Origin of the sequence: Micromonospora sp. NPDC048930 (assembly GCF_043197935.1) — a bacterium.
Classification (GTDB): Bacteria; Actinomycetota; Actinomycetes; order Mycobacteriales; family Micromonosporaceae; genus Micromonospora.
The window spans coordinates 1,074,389-1,100,519 of the sequence record NZ_JBICUB010000001.1; the positions used below are offsets into that span (position 1 = coordinate 1,074,389).

Annotated in this window: 15 protein-coding genes, 1 pseudogene and 1 riboswitch; of the genes and pseudogenes, 9 read left to right on the forward strand and 7 right to left on the reverse strand. The window is 70.7% G+C overall.

Annotated elements, in window-relative coordinates; all coding sequences use genetic code 11:
- Positions 1 to 8 precede the first annotated feature (8 nt).
- Positions 9 to 6,221 carry an RHS repeat-associated core domain-containing protein gene (locus ACGFI9_RS04615; RefSeq protein ID WP_393174864.1) on the reverse strand — a complete coding sequence of 2,071 codons (6,213 nt, stop codon included), beginning with the start codon at positions 6,219 to 6,221 and terminating at the stop codon, positions 9 to 11.
- Positions 6,222 to 6,231: 10 nt separating this feature from the next.
- Positions 6,232 to 9,552: a LamG-like jellyroll fold domain-containing protein gene (locus tag ACGFI9_RS04620; protein WP_393174866.1), complete on the reverse strand. Its 3,321-nt coding sequence runs from the start codon at positions 9,550 to 9,552 to the stop codon at positions 6,232 to 6,234.
- A gap of 210 nt (positions 9,553 to 9,762) precedes the next feature.
- Here ACGFI9_RS04620 and ACGFI9_RS04625 point away from each other — a divergent pair, with 210 nt between their 5' ends.
- On the forward strand, positions 9,763 to 10,365 hold the full coding sequence (locus ACGFI9_RS04625) for a DUF6461 domain-containing protein (RefSeq protein ID WP_393174868.1): 603 nt from the start codon (positions 9,763 to 9,765) through the stop codon (positions 10,363 to 10,365).
- 113 nt (positions 10,366 to 10,478) lie between these two features.
- Here the strand turns inward: ACGFI9_RS04625 and ACGFI9_RS04630 are convergent, their stop codons facing one another.
- The 3 genes from ACGFI9_RS04630 to ACGFI9_RS04640 all read right to left on the reverse strand — a co-directional run bounded on the left by ACGFI9_RS04630 (position 10,479) and on the right by ACGFI9_RS04640 (position 14,483).
- Entirely contained in the window at positions 10,479 to 11,531 is a 1,053-nt protein-coding gene (locus tag ACGFI9_RS04630; protein ID WP_393174871.1) for an FAD-dependent oxidoreductase, read from the reverse strand.
- A gap of 223 nt (positions 11,532 to 11,754) precedes the next feature.
- Positions 11,755 to 14,031: a catalase/peroxidase HPI gene (katG, locus tag ACGFI9_RS04635; protein WP_393174874.1), complete on the reverse strand. Its 2,277-nt coding sequence runs from the start codon at positions 14,029 to 14,031 to the stop codon at positions 11,755 to 11,757.
- Between the two features lie 23 nt (positions 14,032 to 14,054).
- Positions 14,055 to 14,483 (reverse strand): Fur family transcriptional regulator, encoded by a 429-nt coding sequence (locus ACGFI9_RS04640; RefSeq protein ID WP_393174876.1) that lies wholly within the window; start codon positions 14,481 to 14,483, stop codon positions 14,055 to 14,057.
- Positions 14,484 to 14,697: 214 nt separating this feature from the next.
- Here ACGFI9_RS04640 and ACGFI9_RS04645 point away from each other — a divergent pair, with 214 nt between their 5' ends.
- Positions 14,698 to 16,005: an APC family permease gene (locus tag ACGFI9_RS04645; RefSeq protein ID WP_393174878.1), complete on the forward strand. Its 1,308-nt coding sequence runs from the start codon at positions 14,698 to 14,700 to the stop codon at positions 16,003 to 16,005.
- A gap of 59 nt (positions 16,006 to 16,064) precedes the next feature.
- Here the strand turns inward: ACGFI9_RS04645 and ACGFI9_RS04650 are convergent, their stop codons facing one another.
- Positions 16,065 to 16,934: a class I SAM-dependent methyltransferase gene (locus tag ACGFI9_RS04650; protein WP_393174880.1), complete on the reverse strand. Its 870-nt coding sequence runs from the start codon at positions 16,932 to 16,934 to the stop codon at positions 16,065 to 16,067.
- A gap of 282 nt (positions 16,935 to 17,216) precedes the next feature.
- Here ACGFI9_RS04650 and ACGFI9_RS04655 point away from each other — a divergent pair, with 282 nt between their 5' ends.
- From ACGFI9_RS04655 to ACGFI9_RS04670, 4 genes and pseudogenes are all read left to right on the forward strand, one after another.
- A complete protein-coding gene (locus tag ACGFI9_RS04655; protein ID WP_393174882.1) occupies positions 17,217 to 17,861 on the forward strand; it encodes a TetR/AcrR family transcriptional regulator in 645 nt (214 codons plus the stop codon).
- A 17-nt stretch (positions 17,862 to 17,878) separates the two neighbouring features.
- Positions 17,879 to 18,091: a hypothetical protein gene (locus ACGFI9_RS04660; RefSeq protein WP_393174884.1), complete on the forward strand. Its 213-nt coding sequence runs from the start codon at positions 17,879 to 17,881 to the stop codon at positions 18,089 to 18,091.
- A gap of 160 nt (positions 18,092 to 18,251) precedes the next feature.
- Positions 18,252 to 20,297 (forward strand): hypothetical protein, encoded by a 2,046-nt coding sequence (locus tag ACGFI9_RS04665; protein WP_393174886.1) that lies wholly within the window; start codon positions 18,252 to 18,254, stop codon positions 20,295 to 20,297.
- Between the two features lie 80 nt (positions 20,298 to 20,377).
- Positions 20,378 to 20,499: riboswitch (SAM riboswitch) on the forward strand.
- A 370-nt stretch (positions 20,500 to 20,869) separates the two neighbouring features.
- Positions 20,870 to 21,931 (forward strand): annotated as a pseudogene (locus ACGFI9_RS04670) (2-isopropylmalate synthase); the annotation flags it as partial.
- A gap of 128 nt (positions 21,932 to 22,059) precedes the next feature.
- Here the strand turns inward: ACGFI9_RS04670 and ACGFI9_RS04675 are convergent.
- On the reverse strand, positions 22,060 to 22,521 hold the full coding sequence (locus ACGFI9_RS04675; RefSeq protein WP_393174888.1) for a MarR family winged helix-turn-helix transcriptional regulator: 462 nt from the start codon (positions 22,519 to 22,521) through the stop codon (positions 22,060 to 22,062).
- A 266-nt stretch (positions 22,522 to 22,787) separates the two neighbouring features.
- Between ACGFI9_RS04675 and ACGFI9_RS04680 the strand changes: the two genes are divergently transcribed.
- From ACGFI9_RS04680 to ACGFI9_RS04690, 3 genes are all read left to right on the forward strand, one after another.
- A complete protein-coding gene (locus ACGFI9_RS04680; RefSeq protein WP_393174890.1) occupies positions 22,788 to 24,257 on the forward strand; it encodes a DHA2 family efflux MFS transporter permease subunit in 1,470 nt (489 codons plus the stop codon).
- A gap of 64 nt (positions 24,258 to 24,321) precedes the next feature.
- On the forward strand, positions 24,322 to 24,675 hold the full coding sequence (locus tag ACGFI9_RS04685; protein ID WP_393174891.1) for a DoxX family protein: 354 nt from the start codon (positions 24,322 to 24,324) through the stop codon (positions 24,673 to 24,675).
- 172 nt (positions 24,676 to 24,847) lie between these two features.
- Positions 24,848 to 26,041 (forward strand): low temperature requirement protein A, encoded by a 1,194-nt coding sequence (locus ACGFI9_RS04690; protein WP_393174894.1) that lies wholly within the window; start codon positions 24,848 to 24,850, stop codon positions 26,039 to 26,041.
- Positions 26,042 to 26,131 lie beyond the last annotated feature (90 nt).

A 26,131-nucleotide genomic window follows, 5' to 3' on the forward strand; every position in this document is an offset into this window, starting at 1 on the left:
GGTCGCTGCTACTGGCAGGAGCCTCGCAGACACTTGCTCCAGATGGTGTAGCTCGTGCTCATTCCACCTGCCGCAATGCCCGTGTTGTTGGTGCCGATCCAACCACCCGCGGGGTTGGTGCCGACGGAGACGTCCCAGTCGTCAAAATCTATCTTGCCGGTCTTCTCGTCGATGCCGTAACCGCCACCCCATCGACCGACGCTTCCCGAGACGCTGGTGTCGTGGCGTCCGTGGGACCGGTGGGAGTAGGAGATGGTCGGGAACAGCGAGCCAACACCGGGCGTGGCCGGATTGCTGTTGAACGACCCGGTCACGCTGACCTTGCCGTTCTGGAACTTGATCTTCCCGCACGCTCCCACGCAGAGCGTCCAACTGATGCCCACGTGCTTGTAGAGATGGTCGTAGAGGCCGCCATTCCGGGGGATCGGATCCTTGCCGCAGATGCTGGTGTAGCCGGCGTACCGGGCCATGCAGTGCATCCACTGGTCCTTCTTGGCCTTCAGCGCGGCCAGCCGGGCCCGTTTCGCGGCCTCCTCCCGGGCCTTCTTGGCCGCGTACTCACGGGCCAGCCGCCGTGCCTCGGCCGCCTTCTGCTGGTCGTACATGTGCAGATCGGCGGGCGAGATCTTCTTGCGCTTCGGGTGGTAGTGGTGGTCGCCGCTGCCGCCGTACTCGCAGCCGTCGCAGAAGTGTGAGCCGCCCGAGCTCGACGACTTCTTCTTCGTCGACTTCTTCTTCGTCGACTTCGGCTTGCTCTTGTGGGCGTTCGGGGTGTCGTAGCCGCCACAGGCGTCGCAGTAGTGGCCGCTGCCCGAGTCGTACGACCAGCGACCGTCCGGGTCGCTCTCGGTCATCGGGGTGTTGTTGGCGTAGGCGTACCCGTTCATCTGCTGCGGATCGTTGTGGTTGATCAGCGGATCGACCGAGATGAACCGTCCGGTCACCGGGTCGTACTCCCGGACGCCGAGCTGGGTCAGTCCGGTCGAGTCGACGGTGCCGCCGACGAAGCCCTTCTCGGTCGGCCAGTTCGGGGTGGGCCCACGCAGCTTGCCGAAGGGCAGGTAACGGCGCTGGGCGACAGCGAGGTCGTCAGCGTCGACGGACAGTTGTGCGGTGCCGTGCCGATCAGCGGCCTCGAAGGTGAGGCCGGCGGCGGTCCGCACCGCGGTGACCGAGCCGAGCGGGTAGTAGCGGGTGGCGGACACCGCCCCGGTCGCCTTCGTCAACTTCAGCTCGGTGCCGCCGAGGTAGACGGTGACCGCGTCCGCGTCCCGGCGGATCAGCCGGTTGCCGTCCGCGTCGTACAGGTAGTCGGTGGTCCTGCCGCCCTCGGTCACCGAGGCCAGCAGACCCTCGGGGTCCCAGGTCAGGGTCTGCGCCGAGCCGGCCACATTCCGGCCGACGGTGTTGCCGGTGCTGTCGTAGCTGAACGAGTTGGTCTGTCCCGCGGTGGCCACCGTGGACAGGGCGTGCGGATGCGGCGAGCCGGCCGTGGGGTACGTCGAGGCGCTGGTCACCCCGGTGCCGGTGGTGGTGTCGTAGTTGGTTTCCGTGAGCCGGTTGCCCGTCCTGTCGTACGTCCAGGACTGCCAGTACGGGGCCGGGCCGCCCAGCACAGACGGGCTCGGGGCGGCGGCGCAGTCGTCCGTCGCCGTCCAGGCCCGGCTCAGCCGACGCAGGTGGTCGTAGCTGAAGCACTGGGTGTCCGCCGTCCCGCCGAGCGGCGTGTCGGCGATCCGGGTGACGTTGCCGGCGGGGTCGTAGCTGTAGTTGACGTCCGCCAGGTGCGTCGGGGAGACCGTGCGGTCGACCAGCGAACGGGTCAACCGGCGGGTCGCGTCGTCGTAAAAAAAGGTCTGTGCGACCTGCTTCCCGGCGACCGCCTGCAGCGTGTACTGCGCCGGCTCGTCGTACGGGGTGTAGCTGGCCGCCGTCAGCATGGTCGCCAACCCGGTCTGGGCGGTCTGCAACCGGCCGTCACCGTCGTAGCCGTACCGCAGGGTTTCCGCGGCCAGACCCCCGGCAGCCGGGTAGGAGACGGACAGCGGCAGCCCGGTGGCCGTGTAGCCGGTGTTCACCCGGTAGCTGCCGGCCAGGTTGCCCTCGCTGGCCGGGATGGTGACCGTGCTGCCGAGCGATCGGTAGCGCAGGTCGTAGCCGTTGACCGCGGTAGTGTAGGCGTTGCCGTTCACGTACCGCGTCGACGTCGCCGGCTGTCCCTTCACCACCGCCCCGCTGGCCAGCGTGTCGTACGTCCAGGCGGCCCGCTTCGGTCCGGCGGTCGACCCCTCGTAGAGGCCGGTCCGCCGGCCCAGGTCGTCGTAGCTGTACGCCAGCGTGGTGCCGCGGGCGTCGGTCTCGGTGAGCAGCTGGTCGGCGTTGTCGTAGGTGTAGGTGGTGGTGCCCTTGTCCGGGTCGTCGTCGCGCACCTTGCGCCCGCGCAGGTCGTAGGTGTACCGCCAGACGTTGCCCGCCGGGTCGGTGACCGTCGCCAGGTCACCCGAGCGGGTGTAGGTGTAGGTGGTGGCGTCGTAGCTGCCGGTGGGCGAGTCCGAGACGTACTGGCGAAGCTCGGTGGTCTGCCCGTGGGCGTCGGTGATCGTGGTCGTCGGGGTGTCGCCGGCCGGCGGGTCCACGGTGGTCCGGTCGCCGCCGTAGCTGGTGGTGGTACGCCACTTCTCGACGCCGTAGGAGAGCAGGATCTGGTTGGTCTCCCGCTCGTCACCGTCCTGCACGAAGCGGGTCTGCGACGGCACGGCGTTGTCGGCGACGGTCAGCAGGGCGGTGCCGGCCGCCCCGCTGTTCCAGTACGGCGCGTTGGTCTTCACCGTCTGGCCACGCGAGTCGTAGAAGGTGTCGGTGACCACCCGGCCACCGCCGGAGGCCGGCTCCTGGGTCTGCCGCGGCCGCAGCCGGCCGTCGTAGAAGGCGTACGCCGGGTCGTAGCCACCGTCGTCGCGCAGGCTCTGCGTGGTCACGACGTTCGGTCCCGAGGTCTGCACCAGGTAGGAGAACGTCAGGTTCGCCGGCTCACCGGCGGACTTGGACTGGTCGCTCAGCCAGACCGCGGTGAGCCGGCCGAGCGGGTCGTAGGTCAGGTCGGTACGGCGACCGTTGGCGTCGACCGTGGCGACCTGCGCACCCCAGGCCGGCTCCAACGTGGTGGTCGTCGTGTGTCCGAGCGCGTTGGTGACGGCGACCGCGGTGGTCGGCCCCCCGCTGGCCGGGGTGTACGCCGTGCTGGTCTTCCGGTTCAACGCGTCGTACGAGGTCAGCGGCCGCCCGTAGCTGTCGTAACTGACCCGGGTCACCTGCGCGTAGGTCGGGGTGCCGCCCGAGTAGTCGACGAGTTCCTGGGTCAGCGTCTCGTCGCCCCTGGTCGGCGCGGTGCCGAAGGTGGTGGAGCCGTCATAGAAGGTCCGGACGTCGGAGAGCACGTCCGCCGGGCGGGACGGGCTCACCGAGCAGTTCACCGAGACCCGCTCGACGCGTACCTCGTAGTCGACCATCCAGGCCCCGGTGTTGCGGGCGTAGGTGGTCCGGTTGCACTCGTCGTCGTCGCTCGTCGAGGTGTCGCCCAGGTCGTTGACCTGGGTCGGCAGGCCGTACGAGTCGAAGCTGGTCCGGGTCTCGGTGCGCCGGTAGCCGGAGGTCAACGCGATCCGGTTCCGCTTCTTGGCCACCCCGGTCAGGTACGCCCTGGTGGACCCGTGGGTGGCGGTGGCCGCCGAGATCCACGGATCGTCGATCTCGCCGTCCAGTTCGCTGCCGCCGACCCCGTTGTAGGTGATCGATTCCCGGACGAACCCGGCCAGCGCCGGGTGGTCGGTCACCGCGACCCCCTCGGAGTCGGTCACCGAGACGCTGCGGGTGCCGCTGGTCAGCGTGTCGCCGTCCATGCCCCGCAGGTAGAGCGTCTCGCGCTGGGAGCGCACCTCGCCCGCTGCGCCGTGGGTGACCCGGACCCGGCCGTACCCGCGCCATTCGCTCCAGGTGCGGTACTTGGCCGGGGTGAGCTCGTTGTCGTCGTGGTGCCAGGCCCCGCCGCCGAGGTACTCGTAGTCGGTCTCCTCGATCCCGGCGACGCCGGACTGGTCGTCGGAGAGGACCTGGATCGGGACGTACTTGTGGAACCAGTCCAGCTGGGGCGTCGTGGCGCCCTCCGGTGTCCAGTACTGGGGGAAGCAGCGGCTGGTGTTCGAGTCGGGGGTCGGCGGCGCCGCCCGGGTGCACTCCTTGGCCGAGTAGTTGACCCGCACGTGCCCGCCCGACTCGTCGTACACGTCGGTGAGCCGCCACTTGTACATCGGCGGGATGCCCTCCTGCGCATCCACCCGGTTCTCCAGCTGGGTGCCCTCGAAGGTGACGGCCGGCAGTGCCGTGCTGCCGCCGACCTTGCCGGTGTCGGTGATGGAGGCCAGCCACAGCGCCGGCGAGGTGCCGTCGCCGGGGTCGCGGAACTGGTAGCCCAGGGTCCAGGTGTCGACGTCGCGGTAGGTGGTCCCGGAGACCCACACCCGGGTGGTGACGCTGGCCAGCCGCTTCCGCGTCCAGAACGTCGGGGCGAACAGGTTGGTGCAGGTCGCGCCGGCCGCGCAGGCCAGGTCGTACGGGACGTCGGGCCAGTTCTTCGCGGTGTCCTTGGTGATCGGACCGGTGCCGCAGGTCGCACCCGCCGCGCACCGCTCCTCGACGCCGAAGTCGACCCGCATCGGCGCCGGCACCGAATACAGGGTGTCGGAGCGCTGGCCGTAGTCGACCCGGGTCAGGTAGCCGCCCCGGTGGTACGCGGTGCCGGCCGACGCGGTCAGGTTGCGACCGTAGTAGTTCGTCTCGGTGGTGTAGAAGTACGACATCGCGTTGCCGTTCGGGTCGACGACGTAGTCGAGGTTCCACCGCCAGGCCTGGTTGCAGTAGGACGTCGCGAAGGTCGAGGCGTGGCAGGGCTCGCCGGTGTCGTTGCCGAACACCGGGGCCGTCCACGCCGAGTTCGTCACCTCCCTGCCGGTGGTCCAACCGGGCAACCGGTTGATCCCGAAGAAGTACTGGGTGCCGTCGCGACTGGTGACCTTCCAGTACTCACCGTCGTTGTCGCCGTTCGTGGCACCGGTCAACCGCTCCACCCGGGAGCCGTCGTCGTTGCGCAGCCGCCAGGCGCCGGTGGTGTCGTCCTTGACCAGTTCGATGGTGCGGCCGCTCAGGGTGAGGAACGCGTTGTCGGTCTCCCAGCACAGGTCGTACGGCTTCGGAGTGGTCGTCACGTCGTCCGAGCACGACTTGTACCGCCGCTCGATGAAGCCCTCGTTGAGGTCCCAGCCCTCGCCCACCCAGGACGCCTGGTTGTTGGTGCCGGCGGTCCGGCCGTCCACGCTGCCAGAGGAGTAGGAGATGTTCAGGTCGGGCTCCGGGCCGCCGAACGACGGCGGCCCGTCCATCGGGTACGTCCAGCTGAAGTCGCCGGACGATCCGCCGGCCTCCCAGGATGCCGAGGCGGCCAGCAAGGTCGCCGAGTAGCTGCCGGCGCTACCGGCCGGTGCCGCGGTGGCCGCCAGCAGGGTCGCCGTCGCGCCGAGGGAGATGTCGGCGGTGAGTTTCCCGGCCCGAACCGCGTTCCGGGTCGGCAGCGCCTTCCCGGTCCGGCACTCCGGGCGTTGCGGACTGGTCAGCGCGCATTCCGGCAACTGGACCAGGTGAAGCCGGGACGCCCAGTCCCCGCCGTAGGCGGCCCGGAACGAGGAGTAGTCGACCTCGACCGACACCCGGCCGGCGCGCGCCGCCCCGACGGTGACCAGCAGGCCGGCCACGCCGACCCGCTCGGCGGTCGACCGGTCGAGCACCTGGATCCGGACCCGGTCCGGACCGGTCGCCGGTTCACCGGCCCTGGCCGGGGTCGGGTGGACCGGCTGCCCCACCCGGACCGGGAGGGTGCCGGCCTGCCGGCGGGTCGCCCCGACCGGCACGGCCACCTCCGCCGTGGCGGGCGCCGGCCAGCGCACCACCGGCGCCGACCGCTGCACCGCGGTCGCGCCCGGGTCGGCCGGCTTCGGGCGGCCGACGAAGTCGCGGCCCGGCACCGACCGCTGTGCCTGCGTCGGCGACCGCCACGACCCGGGAGTGGGCGGTGCGGCCGGCGCCGGGGTGGCCACCAACCCGCCGGCGACGACGGCTGCGGCGCTCGCCCCCGCGAGGTGAATCCGAATGCGCGTCCAGCTGAGCATCATCGCCGGCCTCCTACGCCTGGTTGGCGACGTCGTTGTAGCTGTCGAAGATCTCCTGATCGGAGAGGACGCCCGCGTACACCCGGACGTCGTCGATCCCGCCGGTGAAGTACTGCGAGAACGTCACGTCGGCGGCCTGGCCGCGGCCCATCAGCAGGCCGCCGCCGGCGTTCCACGAGCTGGCGTGGTACGTCTCGTCCACCGCCTGGCCGTTGACGTAGAGCCGGAGCCGGTGCGCCTGCGCGTCGTAGACGGCCGCGAGCTGGACCCAGGTCCCGACGGTCGGGATGTCGAACAGGTCGACCGCCTCGTGCAGCTCCGACCCGGCGGCGTCGGTGGTGGAGGTCCGCACGGACCACAGGTACGCCGCGTAGTCGGCGTTCCAGGAGTAGCCGAGGTTGAAGCCGGCCACCGTGGCGCCGAGCTGGCTGACCGCGATCCCGTTCTTGGTCAGGCTGTCCGGCCGGACCCAGGCGGTCACCGTGTAGCTCGCGTCGGTCCGCACGGCCGGCCCGGAGGCGGTCAGCACACCGGTGGAACCGTTCACCGCCACGGCGTTGCCGCTGACCCCGGTGATCCGGGTGACGCCGGTGGCGGACCAGGTTGCCGGGTGGCCGCCGACCGCGTCGGCCGCCGTGGTGCCGGTCGTCTCGTCGAGCTTCCACTGCCCGGCGAGCCGGGGCACCTGCTGCAACTCGCCGGCCAGCAGCACCCGGTTGTAGACCCGCACCGTGTCGATGTCACCCGTCCAGTACTCGCCGAACGTGCTGTGCACCAGCGAGCGGCCGATCTGCAGGCCGCCGGTGGAGCTCCAGGGTGTGGTGAATGCGGTGGTCGCCTCCAGCACGCCGTTGACGTACAGCCGGATCTGTTGGGCCGGCGCGTCGTACACCCCGGCCAGGTGGGTCCAGGTGTTCGCCGCCGGGACGCTCGTCCCGATGGCGCGGGTGTAGTTGTCGGCGTCGGCGTCGGCCGGGGTGCGGTTGAACAGCCAGTGCTTGTAGTAGCTGGAGTAGTAGAGCGTGAAGACGCTCGCGTGGGCGCCCACCTGGGTCAGCACGACGGCGTTGTGGGAGGTGTCGGTCAGCCGTACCCAGGCGCTGATCGAGAACGACTTCGTCGGGTCGACCACGGGACCGGCCGTCGCCGCGTAGCCGCTCACCCCGTCCAGGCGCAGGGCGCCGCCCTCGACACCGTCCGTCCAGGTGGCGCCGCCGGCGAGCGGGGCGTCGTGGGCACCGGCCGAGGAGTCGACAGCGACCGTGCCGTCACCGGTCTCGTCCAGCATCCATTCGCCTACCGGTCCCGGTGGCGCGGCGGCGTAGAAGACCACGGTGGCGACCGAGGACCGGTTGCCCGCCTTGTCCACGGACCGGACGTTGAGCCAGTTGACGAACCGGTCCGGGGTGAGCGAGACGGCTACCGAGCCGCCCGCCGTGGCGGGCGTGGCCGTCCTGGTCAACGCGGTGGCGTCACCGTTGACGCTGTACTCGTACGAGATGACGTCGGTGCCGCCGTTGGCGCCGAAGGTCACCGAGGTGCTGACGCCCATCACCGCGTCGCCCTCGGCGCCGTCCGGGAACGCGCTGGAGGTCAGCGTCGGGATCGGCGGCCTGCTGGTGTCGACCTGGAACTCGCACCAGGCACTCCAGGCGCTGCTGTCGATGCCGTCCTCGGCGCGGACCCGCCATTTGGCGATCGAGCCGTTGCTGAACGCCCCGGACGGAACCGTCTTCGCCACGATGGTCGGCGTCTTGCCGGCCACCGACGCGGACGTGTACTCGCCGACCGGCGCCGTGCCGTTCACCGTCCACCACTGGAAGTGCGCCTTCACGGCGTTGTCCGGGTCACTGACCGAGGCCCGCAGCGTCGGCGTCGCCGTGCCGAGCACCAGCCGGCCGGACCCGGTGGTGCAGGTGGACGACCCGTCGGTGGTCAGGTACTTCGGGACGGCCGGGACAGTGTTGTAGCTGATGGTGATCGACGGGTTGTTCCGGAACCGCTTCCAGGACAGCGTGTCCCTGTTGGACTCGGCGGTGCTGGAGGCCCTCAGTCCCTGGGTGACGTTGTCCCATCCGCCCGCCGCGGCCTTGACGACCTGGGTGGTGACGTTGAACTCCACGCCTCCGGCCGGGCAGGACGAGGAGTAGCCTTTGGCGACGCTCTTGTAGTCCATCCGGTAGGCCCAGGTCGGCTGGTTGTTCCAGGTCGTCGACGAGGAGATGGCGTTGGTCGCCCATACCTCCACCTGCCGGGCGGTGCAGGAGCGGGACCACACCTCGTACGTCTGCAGCGTGGCCCCGAGGATGTGCTTCCCCTTCACACCGGTGGTGTCGAAACGGAAGAAGGAGCGGGTCAGCTTCCCGTCGGTGGCGTCGTAGCCGACCCGGGCCTCGTCCTCGGCGTCGTTGGCGCCGTTCCAGAACGACAGGCTCGGCAGGTTGCTCCACACCTGGGTCCAGGCCAGCCGGGCGCCCGACCAGGACGGGTCGATGTAGACCGGGTACCGGGTGGCGGCGTCGGTCAGCATCTGCCGATCGGGCACCAGGGCCAGCTCGTCCGTGTCCACCCCGACCCGCATCGACCGGACCCGGCCGCCCGGCACCTGCCGGCTGCCGGCGCCGCTGGAGTCCCACATGTACGGCGCGGGGGCTTCGAACACCGGACGCCCGGACCGGTCCACCGCGGTCAGGGTGCCGCCGGGCGCCGACCGTACCGTCACGCCGCTGGTCGTGGTGCGCAGCCGGACGGTCGCCAGCGCCGGGTTGGCCGCGGCCTGCGCCGACTTGACCACCAGCAGCTGGCTGAAACCCTCCGCGCCGGCCCGCATGGTCAGGTCGACGCCGGGCAGCACCTCCGGATAGGTGGCGGTGTCGCCGGAGAGCACCGGGGTGGGCAGCCGTCCCGGCCAGTGCAGCGCCAGCTCGGCGCCGGCGCGACGCAGCCGTACCAGGGGCACGGTGCCGCCGCCGGAGAAGGCCATGTCCAACGTGGTGGCCCCGGGCGCCACCATGCCGGCCGGGGCGGGACGGAGGGTGGTGTCGACCGGCACCCAGCCGGTCCCGCGGCGGACCCGCACCGGGACGACGAACTGCTGGAGGGTGAAGGTGCCGTCGGGGTTGGCGAAGACCTGCTGCCGGTCGGTACGCAGGGCGGTGGCCTCCACCCGGTGACCGGCGGCTACCGCCGCCGACCGGGCCGCCACCTCCCCCAGCTCGCCCTTGGCGGGCGGTGCCGCCGTCGCGGAGAGCGGTGTGACGGCCACCAGGGCCGAGGCCATGGTCACCAGGCTGACCAGTGACGCGAGTGGGGCGGACGACTTCCGGGCACGCATCGCAGACCCTTTCCGCAGGCATCAGATGCCGGCAGCATCCCGGGCGGCGCTATCGCCGCACTACCGTGCGGATATCGCGGCGCTCATCGACTCCGACGACCTCGTCGGACCTGCGCGTGGTGGGAGCGCCCGCAGAAGCGGTGGCCAGGTGCGGAATTTCGTCGTCGGCGTTGGTACCGTCGGGCGACCGTCGACTGTGGAGGGGAACCCATGGGGGGTCCGACACCCGAGCGAATTGAGCACTACGTGCGGATGTTCGAGCAGCTCAGGGACGTTTCGGCCGATTTCGAGGAGTCGATGTGTTGGACGGTGGTCCGCCCGCACCGGGCGCGCTTGACGGTGGGCGAGGTGCTGGGCCGGCTGCGCGGTGACCCGGACACCATGACGACGTGCCGGCCGGTGGAGGTCGGATACGACGACGAGGTGGTCTTCCTCGAACAGCGCGACGACGCGGTCATCGTCGTGGGGTACACCGCCGACAGCGATGAGGAGGACGTGCTGCGGCGACTCAGCCAGGACGCCACCGTTCATGAGGTGTTCTGGGTGATCAACAACTTCAACCGGCTCTACTACGCCGTCGACGGTGTGGTGGTCACCGGGCTGGACGTGCTGTACCCGCAGGAGCGATGGGGTGCCGACCCGGACGCCCTGACCGATCACCTCGACGCGCTGCACGACCTCCGCGATCGTGAGCGGGCCCCGTTCCCCGACTGGGAGACCGCCATGGCCACCGTGGAATCGCTGACCGGCCTGGGTCTCGACGCCGGCTGGTTCGACCGTCCCCAGTTGTCTGCGAAGATCAACCGCAGCTAGCCGCGCCCGCGCCGGACCTCACCGCCGTCCACGGCCACGAACGCGCCCTGCTCGACGTCGTGGGCGACCGGATCAGGCGCATCTGGGCAGTACGCAACCCCGGTCCGGTTCGGTCAGGCCGGGGTGGGCGCCGCCAGAAGCCCCCGCAGCTCGCGGACCGCCGCCCGCCCGGCGCGGTTCGCGCCGACGGTGCTCGCGGACGGCCCGTAGCCGACCAGGTGGATCCGGGGGTCGGCGACCACCCGGGTGCCGTCCACGACGATGCCGCCGCGGGGCCCCCGCACTCGCAGCGGAGCAAGATGGTCGAGCGCCGGCCGGAAACCGGTGCACCACAGGATGACGTCCACGTCCTGTGCCGCGCCGTCGCGCCACTGGACGCCGTCGGGGACGATCCGGTCGAACATCGGCCGGCGGCGGAGGAGCCCGCGTTCCCGGGCTTCGCGCAGCTGCGGTGTCCACGCCAGCTCGCTCGCGCTGGCGATGCTTCCCGGGGGCAGGCCGGCCCGTACCCGTGCCTCCACCTTGGCGACCACCTCGCGTCCGTAGTCGGGCGTGAACGGCCCGTCGCGGAACACCGGCGGCCGGCGGGTGACCCAGGTCGTCGTCGCCGCCACGTCGGCGATCTCGACCAGGAGCTGCACGGCCGACGTTCCGCCACCGACGACCACCACCCGTTTGCCGGCGAATTCCGCCGGCCCCCGGTAGTGGGCGGTGTGCAGCTGCTGCCCACGGAACGTTTCCTGGCCGGGGTAGTACGGCACGAACGGCCTGGTCCACGTTCCGGTGGCGTTGATCAGTGCCCGGGTGGTCCAGGTGCCGGTGTCGGATTCGACGACGAGTCGCCCGTCGCCGGCGTCCCGGACGGCCGTGACGGCGACCGGCCGCTGCACATCGATGCCGAATTCCCTCTCAAAGGCAGCGAAATAGGCCGATACCGCGCCGCCGGCTGGTTCGTCCGGCGACGGAGGCGTGAAGTGCATGCCGGGCAGGTCGAAGATCCCGTGCACGGTCGCCATGCGCAGCGTCGGCCACCGGTGCTGCCACGCCCCGCCCGGCGCCGGGTTGGCGTCCAGGACGGCGAAGTCAAGACCCGAGGAGCGCAGGTGGTACGCGCTGGACAGCCCCGCCTGCCCAGCCCCGACAACCACCACATCCGTCTCCGGCATGTGCGGGACAACGTCCCGGACGCACCCGGGCCTTCCCACCGGCGATGGATCTCACACCGCCCGGGCGATCTGCCCGCCGACAATGCCATCCGCCCTGCTGACAGGTCGGGCTGGCGAGCTGACCGGCTGACCGTCTTCGCGAGGACCTCGGCGTTGCCGACCGCAACGCGGAGGAGCCCGGTCGATCGGTACCGATCGACCGGGCTCCTCCTCCCGACCCGGATCAGGCGAGGTCGAACCGGTCGAGTTCCATCACCTTGGTCCAGGCCGCGACGAAGTCGGACACGAACTTCTCGCGGGCGTCCTGGCTGGCGTAGACCTCCGCGAGGGCCCGCAGCTGCGAGTTGGAGCCGAAGATGAGGTCGACCGCGGTGGCGATCCACTTCACCTCATCGGTGGCCAGGTCGCGGATCTCGTACACGTGCTCGTCGGACTCCGACGCCTTCCACCGGGTGCCCGGGGAGAGCAGGTTGGTGAAGAAGTCGTTGGTGAGCACGCCGGGCCGGTCGGTGAGCACGCCGTGCCGCGTGCCGCCGACGTTGGCCCCGAGCGAACGCAGGCCGCCGACGAGGACGGTCATCTCGGGCGCGGTCAGGTTGAGCATGTAGGCACGGTCGACGAGCAGCACCTCCGGCTGGGTCTTCTCGCCCGGACGCAGGTAGTTGCGGAACCCGTCGGCGCGCGGCTCGAGCACCCGGAACGACTCGACGTCGGTCTGCTCCTGAGTCGCGTCGGTGCGGCCCGGGTGGAACGGCACGGTCACCTCGACGCCGGCGTCGCGCGCCGCCTTCTCGACAGCGGCCGAGCCGGCCAGCACGATCAGGTCCGCGAGCGAGATCTTCGCGCCGCCGGCCTCGTTGAACTCCCGCTGGATGCCTTCGAGGGTTTCCAGGACCGTCCCGAGCTGCTCGGGCTGGTTGACCTCCCAGCTGCGCTGCGGCTCGAGACGGATCCGGGCGCCGTTGGCGCCGCCGCGCTTGTCGGTGGACCGGAAGCTCGCCGCGGAGGCCCAGGCGGTGGAGACCAGCTGGGCGGTCGTGAGGCCGGACTCCAGGACCTTCGCCTTGAGGGCGGCGACGTCGGCGTCACCCACGAGCTCGTGGTCGACGGCCGGCACCGGGTCCTGCCACAGCTGGGGCTCCGGGACCCACGGTCCGAGGAAGCGACTGACCGGACCCATGTCGCGGTGCAGCAGCTTGTACCAGGCCTTGGCGAACGCCAGCGCGAACTCGTCGGGGTTCTCCAGGAAGCGGCGCGAGATCTTCTCGTACGCCGGGTCGACGCGCAGCGCCAGGTCGGTCGTGAGCATCGTCGGCTTGTGCTTCTTCGACGGGTCGTGGGCGTCCGGGATGATCGCCTCGGCATCCTTGGCAACCCACTGCTTCGCGCCGCCGGGGCTCGTGGTGAGCTCCCACTCGTAGCCGAAGAGGATCTCGAAGAAACGGTTGCTCCACTGGGTCGGCCGGTCGGTCCACGTCACCTCGAGACCGCTGGTGATCGTGTCCCCGCCCTTGCCGCTGCCGTAGCTGCTCAGCCAGCCCAGGCCCTGCGCCTCCAGCGGGGCGGCCTCCGGCTCGGGGCCCACGTGGTCGTCGGCGACGCCGGCGCCGTGGGTCTTGCCGAAGGTGTGGCCACCGGCGATGAGGGCGACGGTCTCCTCGTCGTTCATCGCCATCCGGGCGAAGGTCTCGCGGATGAAGTGCGCCGCCGCGGCCGGGTCCGCGTTGCCGCGGGGGCCCTCCGGGTTGACGTAGATGAGACCCATCTCGGTCGCCCCGACGCCGGCCACCATCTCCTTCTCGGAAACGTAGCGCTCGTCCCCGAGCCAGGCGTCCTCCGGACCCCAGAAGATCTCCTCGGGCTCCCACACGTCCTCCCGGCCGAAGCCGAAGCCGAACGTCTTGAAGCCCATCGACTCCAGGGCGACGTTGCCGGCGAGCACGAGCAGGTCGGCCCACGAGATCTTCTGGCCGTACTTCTGCTTGACCGGCCACAGCAGCCGGCGGGCCTTGTCGAGGTTGGCGTTGTCCGGCCAGCTGTTGAGCGGGGCGAACCGCTGACCACCGTCGCCGGCGCCGCCGCGACCGTCGTGGATACGGTAGGTGCCGGCGGCGTGCCAGCTCATCCGGATCATCAGACCGCCGTAGTGACCGAAGTCGGCCGGCCACCAGTCCTGCGAGGTGGTGAGGACCTTGATGATGTCCTGCTTGAGGGCCTCGACGTCGAGCTTGGCGAACTCCGTGGCGTAGCTGAAGCTCTCCCCCAGCGGGTTGCCCTTGGACGAATGGGTATGCAGCACCGAAAGGTCGAGCTGGTTGGGCCACCAGTCCCGGTTGGTGCGCGGACGACCGCCCGTCTTCGGGGTCGGCGAGTCGATCGCCGGGTTCTCGCTCTCGCTGCCGTGCGCGGTCACGGAGTCGTGCGCGACCGGGCAACCGGCCGCCGACTTCTGATCCACGCCCTGCGCGCTGGAGGGGGCGTTGTCCTGGGTGTCGCTCATCTACTTCCCTTCGAACTGGCGGATCAATGGGAGGTGTGCTCGGTCGCGCAGTCGGGGCAGGTGCCCCAGTAGACGACCTCCGCCTCGTCGACCACGAAGCCGTGGTCATCGGGGGCGGTGAGGCAGGGAGCACGGCCGACAGCGCAGTCGACGTCGGCGATCGCGCCGCAGGCGCGGCACACGACGTGATGGTGGTTGTCCCCCACCCGCAACTCGTAGCGGGCGGTCGCCCGGGCAGGCTGGATCCGCCGCACCAGACCGGCGTCGGTGAGCGCCCGCAGCACGTCGTACACCGCCTGGTGGGAGACCGTGGGATGGTCCGCCCGGACCAGGGCGATCACGGTGTCGGTGTCGACGTGCGGATGGTCGCGCAGCGCTGCGAGCACCGCCAAACGGGGCCGAGTCACGCGCAACGAGACCGCCCGCAGCTGAGTCTCGAAGCCGGACGCCATGCCACGAACATAGCCCACTCTTTTGGAATGAATCAAGTTTTGCTTCCGAGGGGTGCGGGATGGGCGGCGCCCCGCGAATCGGTGGCACTCCCCCGACACAGGTTGTCAGGGGAGCCCGGTTAGCTTTCCCGATCGGGCCGCCGGACGGCGGCAACCGACCCACAGCAAAGGACGAACACTCTTGAGCAACCCCTCTGGGTGCGGGAGCGGGAGCGTGGTCACGCCCGATGCTTCGGCCCGGCCGGTCGGGCGGCTGACCGTCTGGCAGGGCACCGCCCTGTACATCGGCGCGGTCCTCGGCACCGGCGTGATCGCCCTGCCCGCCCTGGCCGCGCAGGCCGCCGGCCCGGCCTCGCTGCTGGCCTGGCTGGCGCTGGTCCTGCTGTCGGTGCCGCTGGCAGCCACCTTCGCCGCGCTGGGCACGCGGTATCCGGACGGCGGCGGCGTCTCCACCTACGTCCGGCACGCCTTCGGGGCGCGGGCGGCGGCGGTGGTCGGCTGGTGTTTCTACTTCGCGGTGCCTGCGGGAGCGCCGGCGGCCGGGATGTTCGCCGGCGAGTACGTCGCGGGCGCGCTCGGCGGCGGTCAAGGCACCGTGACCGCCACCGCTGCGGCGCTGCTCATCGTCGTCGCGGTGGCCAACGGGTTCGGGCTGACCGTCTCCGGACGGCTGCAACTCGTGCTCGCCGTACTGCTCGTCACGCTGCTGCTCGCCGCCGCGCTCACCACACTGCCGCACGTACGGTGGGATAACCTGCGGCCGTTCGCCCCGCACGGCTGGCTCGCGGTCGGCTCGGCGGCGGCGCTGCTGGTCTGGAGCTTCGCCGGCTGGGAGGCGATCACCCACCTGGCCGGCGACTTCCGCCGCCCCACGCGCGACCTGCCCCGCGCCACCGCCATCGCGGTCGTGGTCGTCGGCGCCCTCTACCTCGCCGTCGCCGCCGCCAGCGTGCTCGTCCTCGGTCCCGCCGCCGGCACGACGAAGGCGCCCCTCGCCGAACTGCTCGCCCTCGGTCTCGGCCTGGGCGACACGGTCCACGTCCTCGCGGCGGCCGCCGCGCTGCTGCTCACCCTCGGCACGATGAACGCCTACTTCGCCGGTGCCGCCCGACTCGGCGCGGCACTCGGCCGCGACGGAGCGCTGCCCGCCTGGCTGGCCCGCGGCAGCGACACCGGCGAGGTACCACGACGGAGCCTGGCCGTCGTGTCGGCGTTGTCCGGCCTCGCCGTCGCGGCCACGGCGATCGCCGGCGTCGGCCCCCGCCCCCTCGTACTGCTCACCACCGGATCGTTCGCGGCGGTGTACGCGCTGGGTACGGCCGCCGCCCTCCGGCTCCTGCCGGCCGGCAGCACGGCCCGCCGCTGCGCGGCGCTCGCGCTCGTCGCGGTCGTCGCGCTTCTTGTCATGACCGGCTGGTACCTGTTCTGGCCGCTGATCGTCGCGGCTGGCGGGTTGTCCTACCTGCGCCGGCGTCGCGCCAAGGACGCAACGCCACGAACCACGGCGGAGCTTCGCACCTGATCACGCATCCGACCTGGCTCAGCGGGGCCGGTCACCATGGTTCGGCGGTGGGGTTGGTCTCAGTGCCCGGATCGTTGATCGTCTGCGTCCGTCACGGCGGTGACGAGCCAGAATGCTCCCCCCAGCTGGACGCCGTCGGGGTGCTGGTAGCTGCTCAGCGCCGCGGTGAGCGCGAGCCGCGCTCGGGTGACAGCCTCCCGGTCACCGTTGTCGAGCAGTGCGCGTGCCGGTCCGGTGCCGAGAACGAGCCGGGTGGCGTCCGCGGCGTCGTGCCCGTAAGTCATGGCCGGGTCGACGGCGGTCACGGCGATGTCGCGGAAGCCGGCCCTGGTCAGCAGTTCGTCGATGCGTCGGGGGTCGGCCAGGGAGAACATGCCCGGCTCGTAGCCTGCCCCCGGGTCGGTTCGCGGGACGCGGCCGGCGAGCGCCGTCATGAACACGGTGAACCACTGCTGTTCGTCGAGGGCTCGCGCGCACGTGAACGCCAGGCGCCCGCCGGGCCGCAGGGCCTGCGCGACGTTGGTGAAGGCCGCCACAGGGTCGGTGAAGAAGGTCAGCCCGCCGCGGCTGATCGCGACATCGAACTCGCCGGGCGGAAACGGGTGCACCTGCACGTCGCCCTGCGCGAACCGGACGTTGGTCAACCCTTCGCCGTCGGCGTGGGCCCGCGCTGTCTCCAGCATCGGGCCGGACAGGTCGACGCCGACCGCGTACCCGTCCCGGGCACGCCGGGCGGCCAGCCGGGTGGTCTGGCCGTTGCCGCAGCCGAGGTCGAGCACCCGGTCGGCCGGGTTGATCCCGGCCGCCGCCAGGAGCGGTTCGTTGAGCTCTCCGCTGACCGCGTCCCAGTGGGCGGCGTGGTCGGCCCAGTGCCTGCCTTCCGGCCCGTTCCACGCCTTGGCCTGCTCAACGTTGACGATCGCCTGCATGTGCCACCTCCGAAGTTGCCGCTTGACCGGGCCGCCGCCGGCCCGGCCTGAAGACCCCGAGGACACGTTGATCCCAGGAGCAGGAGTCCCACCGCCGGTGCCGCCACGTCCGGCCAGGGCGGATGCGACGCGCACCCGCCGGGACGATGGTCGGACACTCGTACGATGTCGAACACGATGTCCGAGTATGGTCCGGGGCGGAGAGCCGGTTCAACGATCAGAACAGCGCCACGATCCGCTACCGGACATCCGCCGGCGACTGTTCGGGAAGTGGGGTGTGAGATGCCGGGACAGGACCGTCGGGTCCGGCGTAGCCAGCGTCTTCTGCGTGAGGCGCTGGTCGCCCTGATCCCCGAGAAGGGCTACGACCGGATCCGGGTGCAGGACATCCTCGACCGCGCCGACGTGGGACGCTCCACCTTCTACGCCCACTTCCGCGACAAGGACGACCTGCTGCTGGCCGGCTTCGACGACCTGCGCACCGACCTGCGGCGCGAACTCGACGCCCTCAGCCCCGGCGTGCCACCCCATCCGACCAGCCCGACCGGCGTGATCTTCGCCCATGCGTACCGTCACCGGGACCTCTACCGGGCGCTGTGCGGCCGACGCGGCGGCACCGTCGCGCAGCGCCACCTGTACCGGCTCGTCAGCGACCTGCTCCGCGACCATCTGCGCCAGCACATCGAGGCCGCCCGCAGCGACCTACCGGTCGAGGTCGCAGCCGCGTTCTACACCTCCGCCGCCCTCGGCTTGCTCACCTGGTGGGTCGACCAGGACTTCCGGCCCGGACCCGCCGCCCTCGCCGGCATCTATCAGCGGCTCGCCGCCCCCGGACTGCTCGGCGCGCTCACCCCGCCGACATCCGAGCCACCACCCTCGACCTGGACGCCAAGCCCGGCGCCCGAAGGGTTGCCGGCAGCGGGCTGACCGTCACGGCCGCCGACGTGGCCTCGGCGCTGCTCGGGGCGCACGCACGCGGACGGGCGGTCAGGGCCTGGAACCACTCGTCCTTGGTCCTCTTCGCCCGGCCGGTGGCGGGGCTCGGCGGGGACGGTGCCGGGCTGTGGCAGCTCACCGTCCTGCCGGTCGTCGGGATCATCGGACTCTCCCTGGTCGACACGTCCAGGATGGTCGTTCCCGGACGCACCCGGCGGTAACGTCGCGGCCCCCGCTGAGCCGCGACCCTGGAGGCGGGCGGCGAGGCCGGCTGGTCAGCCCCTTGCCGAGAATCGTTCACGAGCGTAGGAAGAACAGCACGCCCCCACCCCCGGCTCGCGCCCGCCGTCGGCTCAGGGCCTCCGTCCACCGTCGAAGGAGATGCGTGTGACCACCCTCAGGCGGCTCCGTCTCGCCGTGTCCGTGCTGGTGACCGCAGGTGCTGTGCTGCTCGGCACGGCCGCCGCCGCGGCGCCGCCGCCCGGAGTGCCACCGCAGCTGGCCGCGCACGGTGACTGTGACCCGATCGACTCGACGGCGTGCCTGCTGCCCTTCCCGAACGACTACTTCACCGTGCCCGACCCGGCCAGTCCCACCGGCCGCCGGGTGCAGCTCGCGGCCACCTCCATGCCGGCGAACGTACGGGGCGTCCCGATCAACCCGACCGAGTGGAACCGACAGGACGGCTTCAGCCCGGGCACGCCGATCCTGGTCCATGTGCCCGGCCTCGATACCACGGCCACGGGCATCGCGCCGGTCACCGACATCGGCCGCTCGCTGGCGCCGGACGCGCCGATCGTGCTGCTCGACACCGCCACCGGTGAGCGGACGCCGTACTGGGCCGAGCTGGACGCGCACGCCGCCGGCCAGCCGGACCGGCAGCTGCTCATCATCCGGCCGGCGGTCGCGCTGGCCGAGAGCACCCGGTATGTCGTGGGCCTGCGCGGCATGCGGGACCGGGACGGGGTTGTGATCCCCGCGCCCGCCGCGTTCCGGGCGTACGTCACCGGTGCCGGGGCCGACCCTCGCGACGGCCGCGCCCCGCAGATCAAACGAGTCCTCGCCGACCTGACCACGGCCGGCGTCAAGCGCGACGACCTCTACCTGGCCTGGGACTTCACCGTCGCCAGTCGACCGGGCCTGACCGGACGGATGCTGGCGATCCGCGACGACGCGTTCGCCACCCTCGGTGCGGCCGCACCGACGTTCACCGTCACCCAGGTCGTCAACTACGCGGCGGAGCAGGACGCGCGAATCGCCCGGCAGGTGAGCGGCACCATCGGCGTACCGTCCTATCTGACCGGCAGCGGCGGGCCCGGGTCACGGCTGCACTACGGGCCGGCCGACGGCGACGGAACGCCGCACACGCCCGATGCCCTGCCCACGCCGTCCGGCACGACGCTGCAGGCCGACTTCGTCTGCAACATCCCGCGCAGCGCCTCCGCCGCCGACCCGGCGCACCTGTCGCTGTACGGCCACGGCCTGCTCGGCCGGCCGACCGAGATCAACGCCGGCAACGTCAGGACCATGTCGGCCACCCACAACTTCACCTTCTGCGCGACCAGCTGGATCGGCATGGCCAACGCCGACGTCCCGTACGTGGCCGGCGCCTTCACCGACCTCAGCGCCTTCCCCGCGGTCGCGGACCGGCTGCAGCAGAGCTTCCTGAACTTCCTCTTCCTCGGCCGGACGATGATCCACCCGGACGGGTTCGCCGCCGACCCGGCGTTCCAGGACGCCACCGGGCGGCCGCTGATCGACGTTCCGGGCGGGTTGCACTACGACGGCAACAGCCAGGGCGGCATCAACGGCGGTGCGCTCACCGCCGTCGCTCAGGACTGGACCCGCTCCGTGCTCGGCGTGCCGGGGATGAACTACTCGACGCTGCTGCAGCGCAGCGTCGACTTCGCCCCGTTCCAGACGATCATGGACGGGTACTACCCGAACAAGGTCGACCAGCAGCTGATCTTCGCGCTGCTGCAGATGCTGTGGGACCGGTCCGAGGCCAACGGGTACGCCCAGCACATGACCGAGGACCCGCTGCCGGGCACCCCGGCGCATCAGGTGCTGATGCACGTGGCCTTCGGCGACCACCAGGTCTCCCCCGCCGCGGCCGAGGTCGAGGCGCGCACCATCGGCGCCCGCCTGCACACCCCCGCCCTCGCCGAGGGCTGGTCGCGCGACGTGCAGCCGTACTGGGGCATCGTGCCGATCTCGGCATACCCGTACGCCGGCTCGGCAATGGTGGTCTGGAACAGCGGTGCGGCCTACGCGCCGCCGACGACGAACCTCGCTCCGGCCGGGTCGGAGTACGGCAGCGACCCGCACGAGTTCCCGCGCGCCCAGCCCGGGGCACAGCAACAGAAGGCGACGTTCCTGCTCACCGGAAAGATCGTCGACGTCTGCGCGGGGGCGCCCTGCCCGTGATGCGGTACCTCGCCCGCGCGGGCAGCTGAAGTCTCACCTCGGAGTTGGTGGCCCGCGTCCGACGGTTATGCTTCGGCTCAGGTCACGAGTGCCAGCGACAAGCCCCGGCTTGCTGGCCGGCAACCCTCGTCAAAGTTCGCGGTGGGGTGCCCCGGGTGATGACCGGGCCCAGCCCGATCCGCGTGCTGGGCAAGCGCGGGCCCCGTCCCCTGTCACCCCGGGGTCCCTGGACTGCCGGAGGCCCGACATGACCCCTGCGCTCACCGCCCTGCCCGTCCAAGGTGCCGAGCTCCTCACCCGTACCGACGTCGTCACCTCCGTCGGCGTACACCGCGCAAACTGTTGGTTCGGCTCGCCGGAGCCGTCCCGGTACCGGGGCCCGTCTCCCCTGCCCCGGCGGTAGGCGCGCTCGCTACCGCGCGCGGGAGGCGCAGCGCGGGTACCGACGCCGCAGCCTGGTGGCGGTTCCTAACCCGAGCAATGTCACCAGGGAGTGCCGGCCGGCCACGGACCTCGCCCGCGCGGCCCCGCATCCGCCTGCTGACGCCACGTGTTCCAGGGAGCACTCCGAGATGGCTCAACCTGTCACCGACGCTGAGACCGATCCGATCGCCCGGCAGCGCCCCAGCCGGATGCCGTTCCACCGTTACCTGCCCTACGAGCAGCAGTTCCGGGTCGACCTGCCGGACCGCGCCTGGCCGACCCGCCGGGTCGAGACCGCCCCCCGCTGGTGCGCGGTGGACCTGCGCGACGGCAACCAGGCCCTGATCGACCCGATGTCCCGGGAACGCAAGCGCCGCATGTTCCAACTGCTCGTGCAGATGGGCTACAAGGAGATCGAGGTCGGTTTCCCCTCGGCCAGCCAGACCGACTACGACTTCGTCCGGCAGCTGATCGAACAGGACCTGATCCCCGAAGACGTCACCATCCAGGTGCTCACCCAGTGCCGGGAGCACCTGATCGACCGGACCTTCCAGTCGCTGCGCGGCGCCCGCCGGGCGATCGTGCACTTCTACAACTCCACCTCCACGCTGCAGCGGCGGGTGGTGTTCGGCCTGGACCGCGACGGCATCACCGACATCGCCACCACCGGCGCCCGGCTCTGCCAGAAGTACGCCGAAATCCACACCCCCGACACCGACATCCACTACGAGTACTCGCCGGAGTCCTACACCGGCACCGAACTGGAGTACGCCCTCGACGTGTGCGCCAAGGTCATCGACGTGGTCGACCCCACCCCGGACCGGAAGCTGATCGTCAACCTGCCCGCCACCGTCGAGATGGCCATGCCCAACGTCTACGCCGACTCCATCGAATGGATGCACCGGCACCTGCCCCGCCGCGACAGCCTCGTGCTGAGCCTGCACCCACACAACGACCGCGGCACCGGCGTGGCCGCCGCCGAACTGGGCCTACTGGCCGGCGCCGACCGGATCGAAGGCTGCCTGTTCGGCAACGGCGAACGCACCGGCAACGTCGACCTGGTCACCCTGGGCCTGAACCTGTTCTCCCAGGGCATCGACCCCATGATCGACTTCTCCAACATCGACGAGATCAAACGAGCCGTCGAATACTGCAACCAACTACCGGTACACGAGCGCCACCCCTACGCCGGCGACCTGGTCCACAGTGCGGATGAGACGCCGACCAGATCGGTCAGCCGACCCGTGGGTGCGCGATGACCAGCTGTCGGCTTCGATCGGGCCTCGATGCTCAAGGCTGTCGGGGTCGCCAACCCCGGCCGCTGTGGTGGCGGGGCGCGCTATGGCTCGAGGTTGCTTTCCACCAGGCGGGTCAGGAAGGCCTCGACAGCGTCGACCTCGTCCGCTGTCAGCTGTCTCCCGAAGTGCTTCACGACCTCGCGCAGGTGGGACCTGGACGCCCGTTGGAAGAGGTCGTGGCCGGTCGGGGTCAGGACGGCGTGGACGACACGGCGGTCAGCCGGATCGCGTTCCCGCCGCAGTAGCCCGGCGTCGCACAGCCGGTCGAGCAGGCGGGTGATGCCGCCGGTCGTGAACAGCACCGCCTCCGCGAGTTGCCCCAGGCGCAGCCGCTGATCCGGCGCATTGGACACGTGGGCCAAGACGTCGAATTCCGCCAATGACAGGCCATGGGCGGCCTGCATCTCCCGCTCGAGCTTCTTGAGGACCAGGTTCTGGCTGACGAGATAGAGCCGCCACACCCCGAGGTAGCGGCGTGTCGACAGCTGCTGCCGCTCGGTCACGAGCTGTCCTCCCCTCGTCGCCGCCCTCGCGCGGAAGCTTATCCGTACCTGGTCCGCCGCGGTGACGGCGTCCGGTGGCCTCGCCCGGCGGGTGACGCAGCCCACGGACTATCCGCTCTCTCTGACGCGCTAATATCTGATGCGTCAGACATTTGCGTGTCAGGCATCTGCGCGGCCGGACGCCAGACGTTCCGCGTCCGGTGACCGGCCGCCACCCATGTGCTCGGCCGCACAGGCGCACCCCAACCCATGAGAGGAGTGAGTCAATGCTGCGACACGTGCCGTACAAGTGGCTGGTCGCGACGGCGTTTGTGTTCGGCCTGTTCATGGAGATCCTCGACATGACGGTGCTGAACACCGCGCTTCCCGCGCTGGGTGAGCGGTTCGACGCCGGCACCGAGGCGCTGCAGTGGCTCGTGACGGGCTACCTGGTCAGCATGGCCGTGTTCATCCCCGCCTCGGGCTGGGTGTCCGACCGATTCGGCAGTAAACGGACATTCGTGTTCGCGCTTGCGGTTTTCACCACGGCGTCCGCGTGGGCGGGTTTTGCTGGCTCGCTCGGCGAGCTGATCACCGCCAGGGTCGTTCAGGGCGTCGGCGGTGGGCTGCTGACCCCCGTCGGCACTGCGATGCTCTTCCGGGCGTTCCCTCCGGCCGAGCGCGCACAGGCTTCAGCGGTGCTGTCCATCCCCACGAGCATCGCGCCGGCGTTCGGGCCCGTGCTCGGCGGTTGGATGGTCGACACCCTCTCCTGGCGCTGGATCTTCTTCCTCAAGGTCCCGATCGGCGTCCTGGCGCTGATCTTCACCGTGGCCGTCATCCGCGAAGAGCGAGCTGCCCATCCTGGCCGGTTCGACCTCGGTGGATTCCTCACGGGCGGCTCCGCGCTCGCCTTCCTGCTCGTCGGTCTCGACCGAGGTGCCCGCGACGGATGGGCCACCCCGGGTGTGCTGGCACCGCTGGGTGCCGGGCTCGCCCTGGCAGCCGCGTTCGTCGTGGCCGAGCTGCGCAGCGCCGAACCCATGATCGATCTGCGCCTGCTGCGGAGCCGGCTGTTCCGTACCGGCAATCTGCTGATGCTGCCCACCTCGGGCGCGTTGATGGGGGCGTTGTTCCTTGTTCCCCTGCTCCTGCAACAGCAGATGGGCATCGACGCGACCGGTTCCGGCCTGGTGACCATGTTCCAGGCGCTGGGCATGGCAGCCCTGATGCCGGTCGCAGGCCACCTCTATTCGAGGCTCGGACCCCGGCGGATGCTCGCCACCGGGTTCGTGATCACCGCAGCCTCGCTGGCGGCGCTACTCGCGGTCAATCCCGGAACCACTCTGTGGGCGGTACGCGCGCCGCTGTTCACCCTGGGCGCAGGGATGGCCCTGACGGTGATCCCACTGCAGACCGCGACGTTCGCCGGGGTGAGCACCGCGGCCACAGCACGCGCTTCGTCGCTGTTCTCCACCACCCGACAGGTCGCCGGTGCGGCCGGAGTCGCCGGGGTCGTCACCCTGCTCACCGAGCGGACCGAGACCAGGCTCGTGGACATCGGCGCTCGTGCCGCCGATGCGGCCAGCCGGAGCGAGGCGATCTTCGCCGCCTACCACGACGTATTCCTGTTCACCACCGCGCTGGCCGTGCTGGGCCTGCTCGTGGCCCTGCGCGTGCGGGACGCCGATGCGGCCGCGAGCCTGCGGCCCACGCCCACGGCAGCGACCGAGGACGCGCGGGTGACAACCGCGTGAGCGTCACGGGCTGATCGCACACCCGCTCATCCACCCCTCACCACAAGCACACAAGGAGAAACTGATGTTCATCGCCACCGTCATCCTGTCCGCTCTGCTGGCCATCGGCTTCGCCCTGGCCAGCCTTCCGAAGGTGTCCGCAGCCGACAGCATGGTCGCCGAACTCGGCAGGCTGGGGGTGTCCGACGGACGTGTCCGCCTGATCGGGGCGCTGGAGTTCCTGGGGGCAGCCGGCCTGGTCATCGGACTGTGGATCGGCCCTCTCGGTGTCGCCGCCGCCACCGGACTTGTGCTCCTGATGGCCGGAGCCGTCGTCTACCACCTCAAGGCGCACGACTCCGCGAAGAAGACCGTGCCTTCGCTGGTCCTGCTTCTGCTCAGCGCGATCGCGCTCGTTCTCCGGGCCGCCAGCCTCTGACGCACACGTCACGGCACCGCGCTGGTCAACCGTCTGCCGCGCACCGACAAAGACGATCTTCACCTCGTCCAGCGAGACGCTTCACTTGAAGTTTCTCGCGACCGCCCCGAGCGGTGCGGTGCGTGGTACGACGGAGGATAGATTTCACAAAGCTGACAGAACGGGCGTGCCGATGACCGCCGGCCACACGCGCGACCTACTGCGGGACAGCGCCGAGCCGCAGCGCGCCACCTACGTCGAGCTCTTCTTCGACGTGATCCTCGTGTTCGCGCTGACCCGGCTGTCGCACACCCTGTTCACCCACCTCACCTGGCTCGGCGCCCTGCACACCGTGATCCTGCTGGCCGCGTTCTGGTGGGTGTGGGTCTTCACCGCCTGGACCACTAACCGCCTCAACCCCGCCCAGCCGGCGATCCAGCTCGTGATCATCCCCATCATGCTCGGCACCCTGATCATGGCGGGCGCGGTGCCCACGGCGTTCGGCGAGGGCGGCATGATCTTCGCCGCCACCTATGTCGCCATCCAGGTCGGCCGGGCCCTCTTCGTCACGGGCGCGATGCGCGGCCGGGAGGTGGCGATCGGCTCGCTGCAGCAACTCATCTGGTCCTGCTTCTCCGGGTGCGTGTGGATCGCGGGCGCGCTCACCCACGACAGGACCCGGGTGGTGATCTGGCTCCTCGCCGCTGTCCTCGGCTATACCATGAGCCGGCTGGATTTCCGGCTACCCAAGCTCGGCCCCGCCCGGATCGCCACCCAGACGATCAACGCCGAGCACCTCGCCGAACGCTACCAGCAGATCATGATCGTCGCGTTCGGCGAGACGATCCTCGCCTCCGGCGGGCAGTTCGTCGCGGACGGCTTCGAGCGGGACCGGGTGACCGCGTTCGTGCTGGCGTTCGCCATCACCACGCTGCTGTGGCGGATCTATTTCTACCGGGCGGGCCTGCTCCTGCCCGCCGTGATCGCGATCAGCGCGAGACCCGCCGTGTTCGTCCGGTCCGCCTCCTACGCCCACCTGCTCATGGCCGGTGGCATCGTGCTCAGCTCGGTCGGCGACGAGATCATCATCACCCACCCGTTCGCCGAGCCCAACCTCGTCTGGTCCACCGTCATCCTCTGCGGACCAGCGATCTACCTGGCCGGCCGCGCCCGCCTCGACTACCTGTCCTTCAGCCGCGTCGCCAGGTCCCGGGTGATCGGGCTGCTCGTGCTGGTCGCGTTGGCGCCCGTCGTCGCGTTCCTGCCACCGATCTACATCGCGGTCGTGGCCATCGTCATCCTCACCGCCATCGCCACATCCGACACCATCTCCTGGCGATTCCGGCCCAGCAAGCCTGCCCCGCCACCACCGCCTCGCGGCCGATAGCTACGCCCCAAGCACCCACGGAACGCGCTGGACATCGCCCGACGTGGCACCAGTACCTACCGCGCTTAGTACACCAACGGATGTACTATC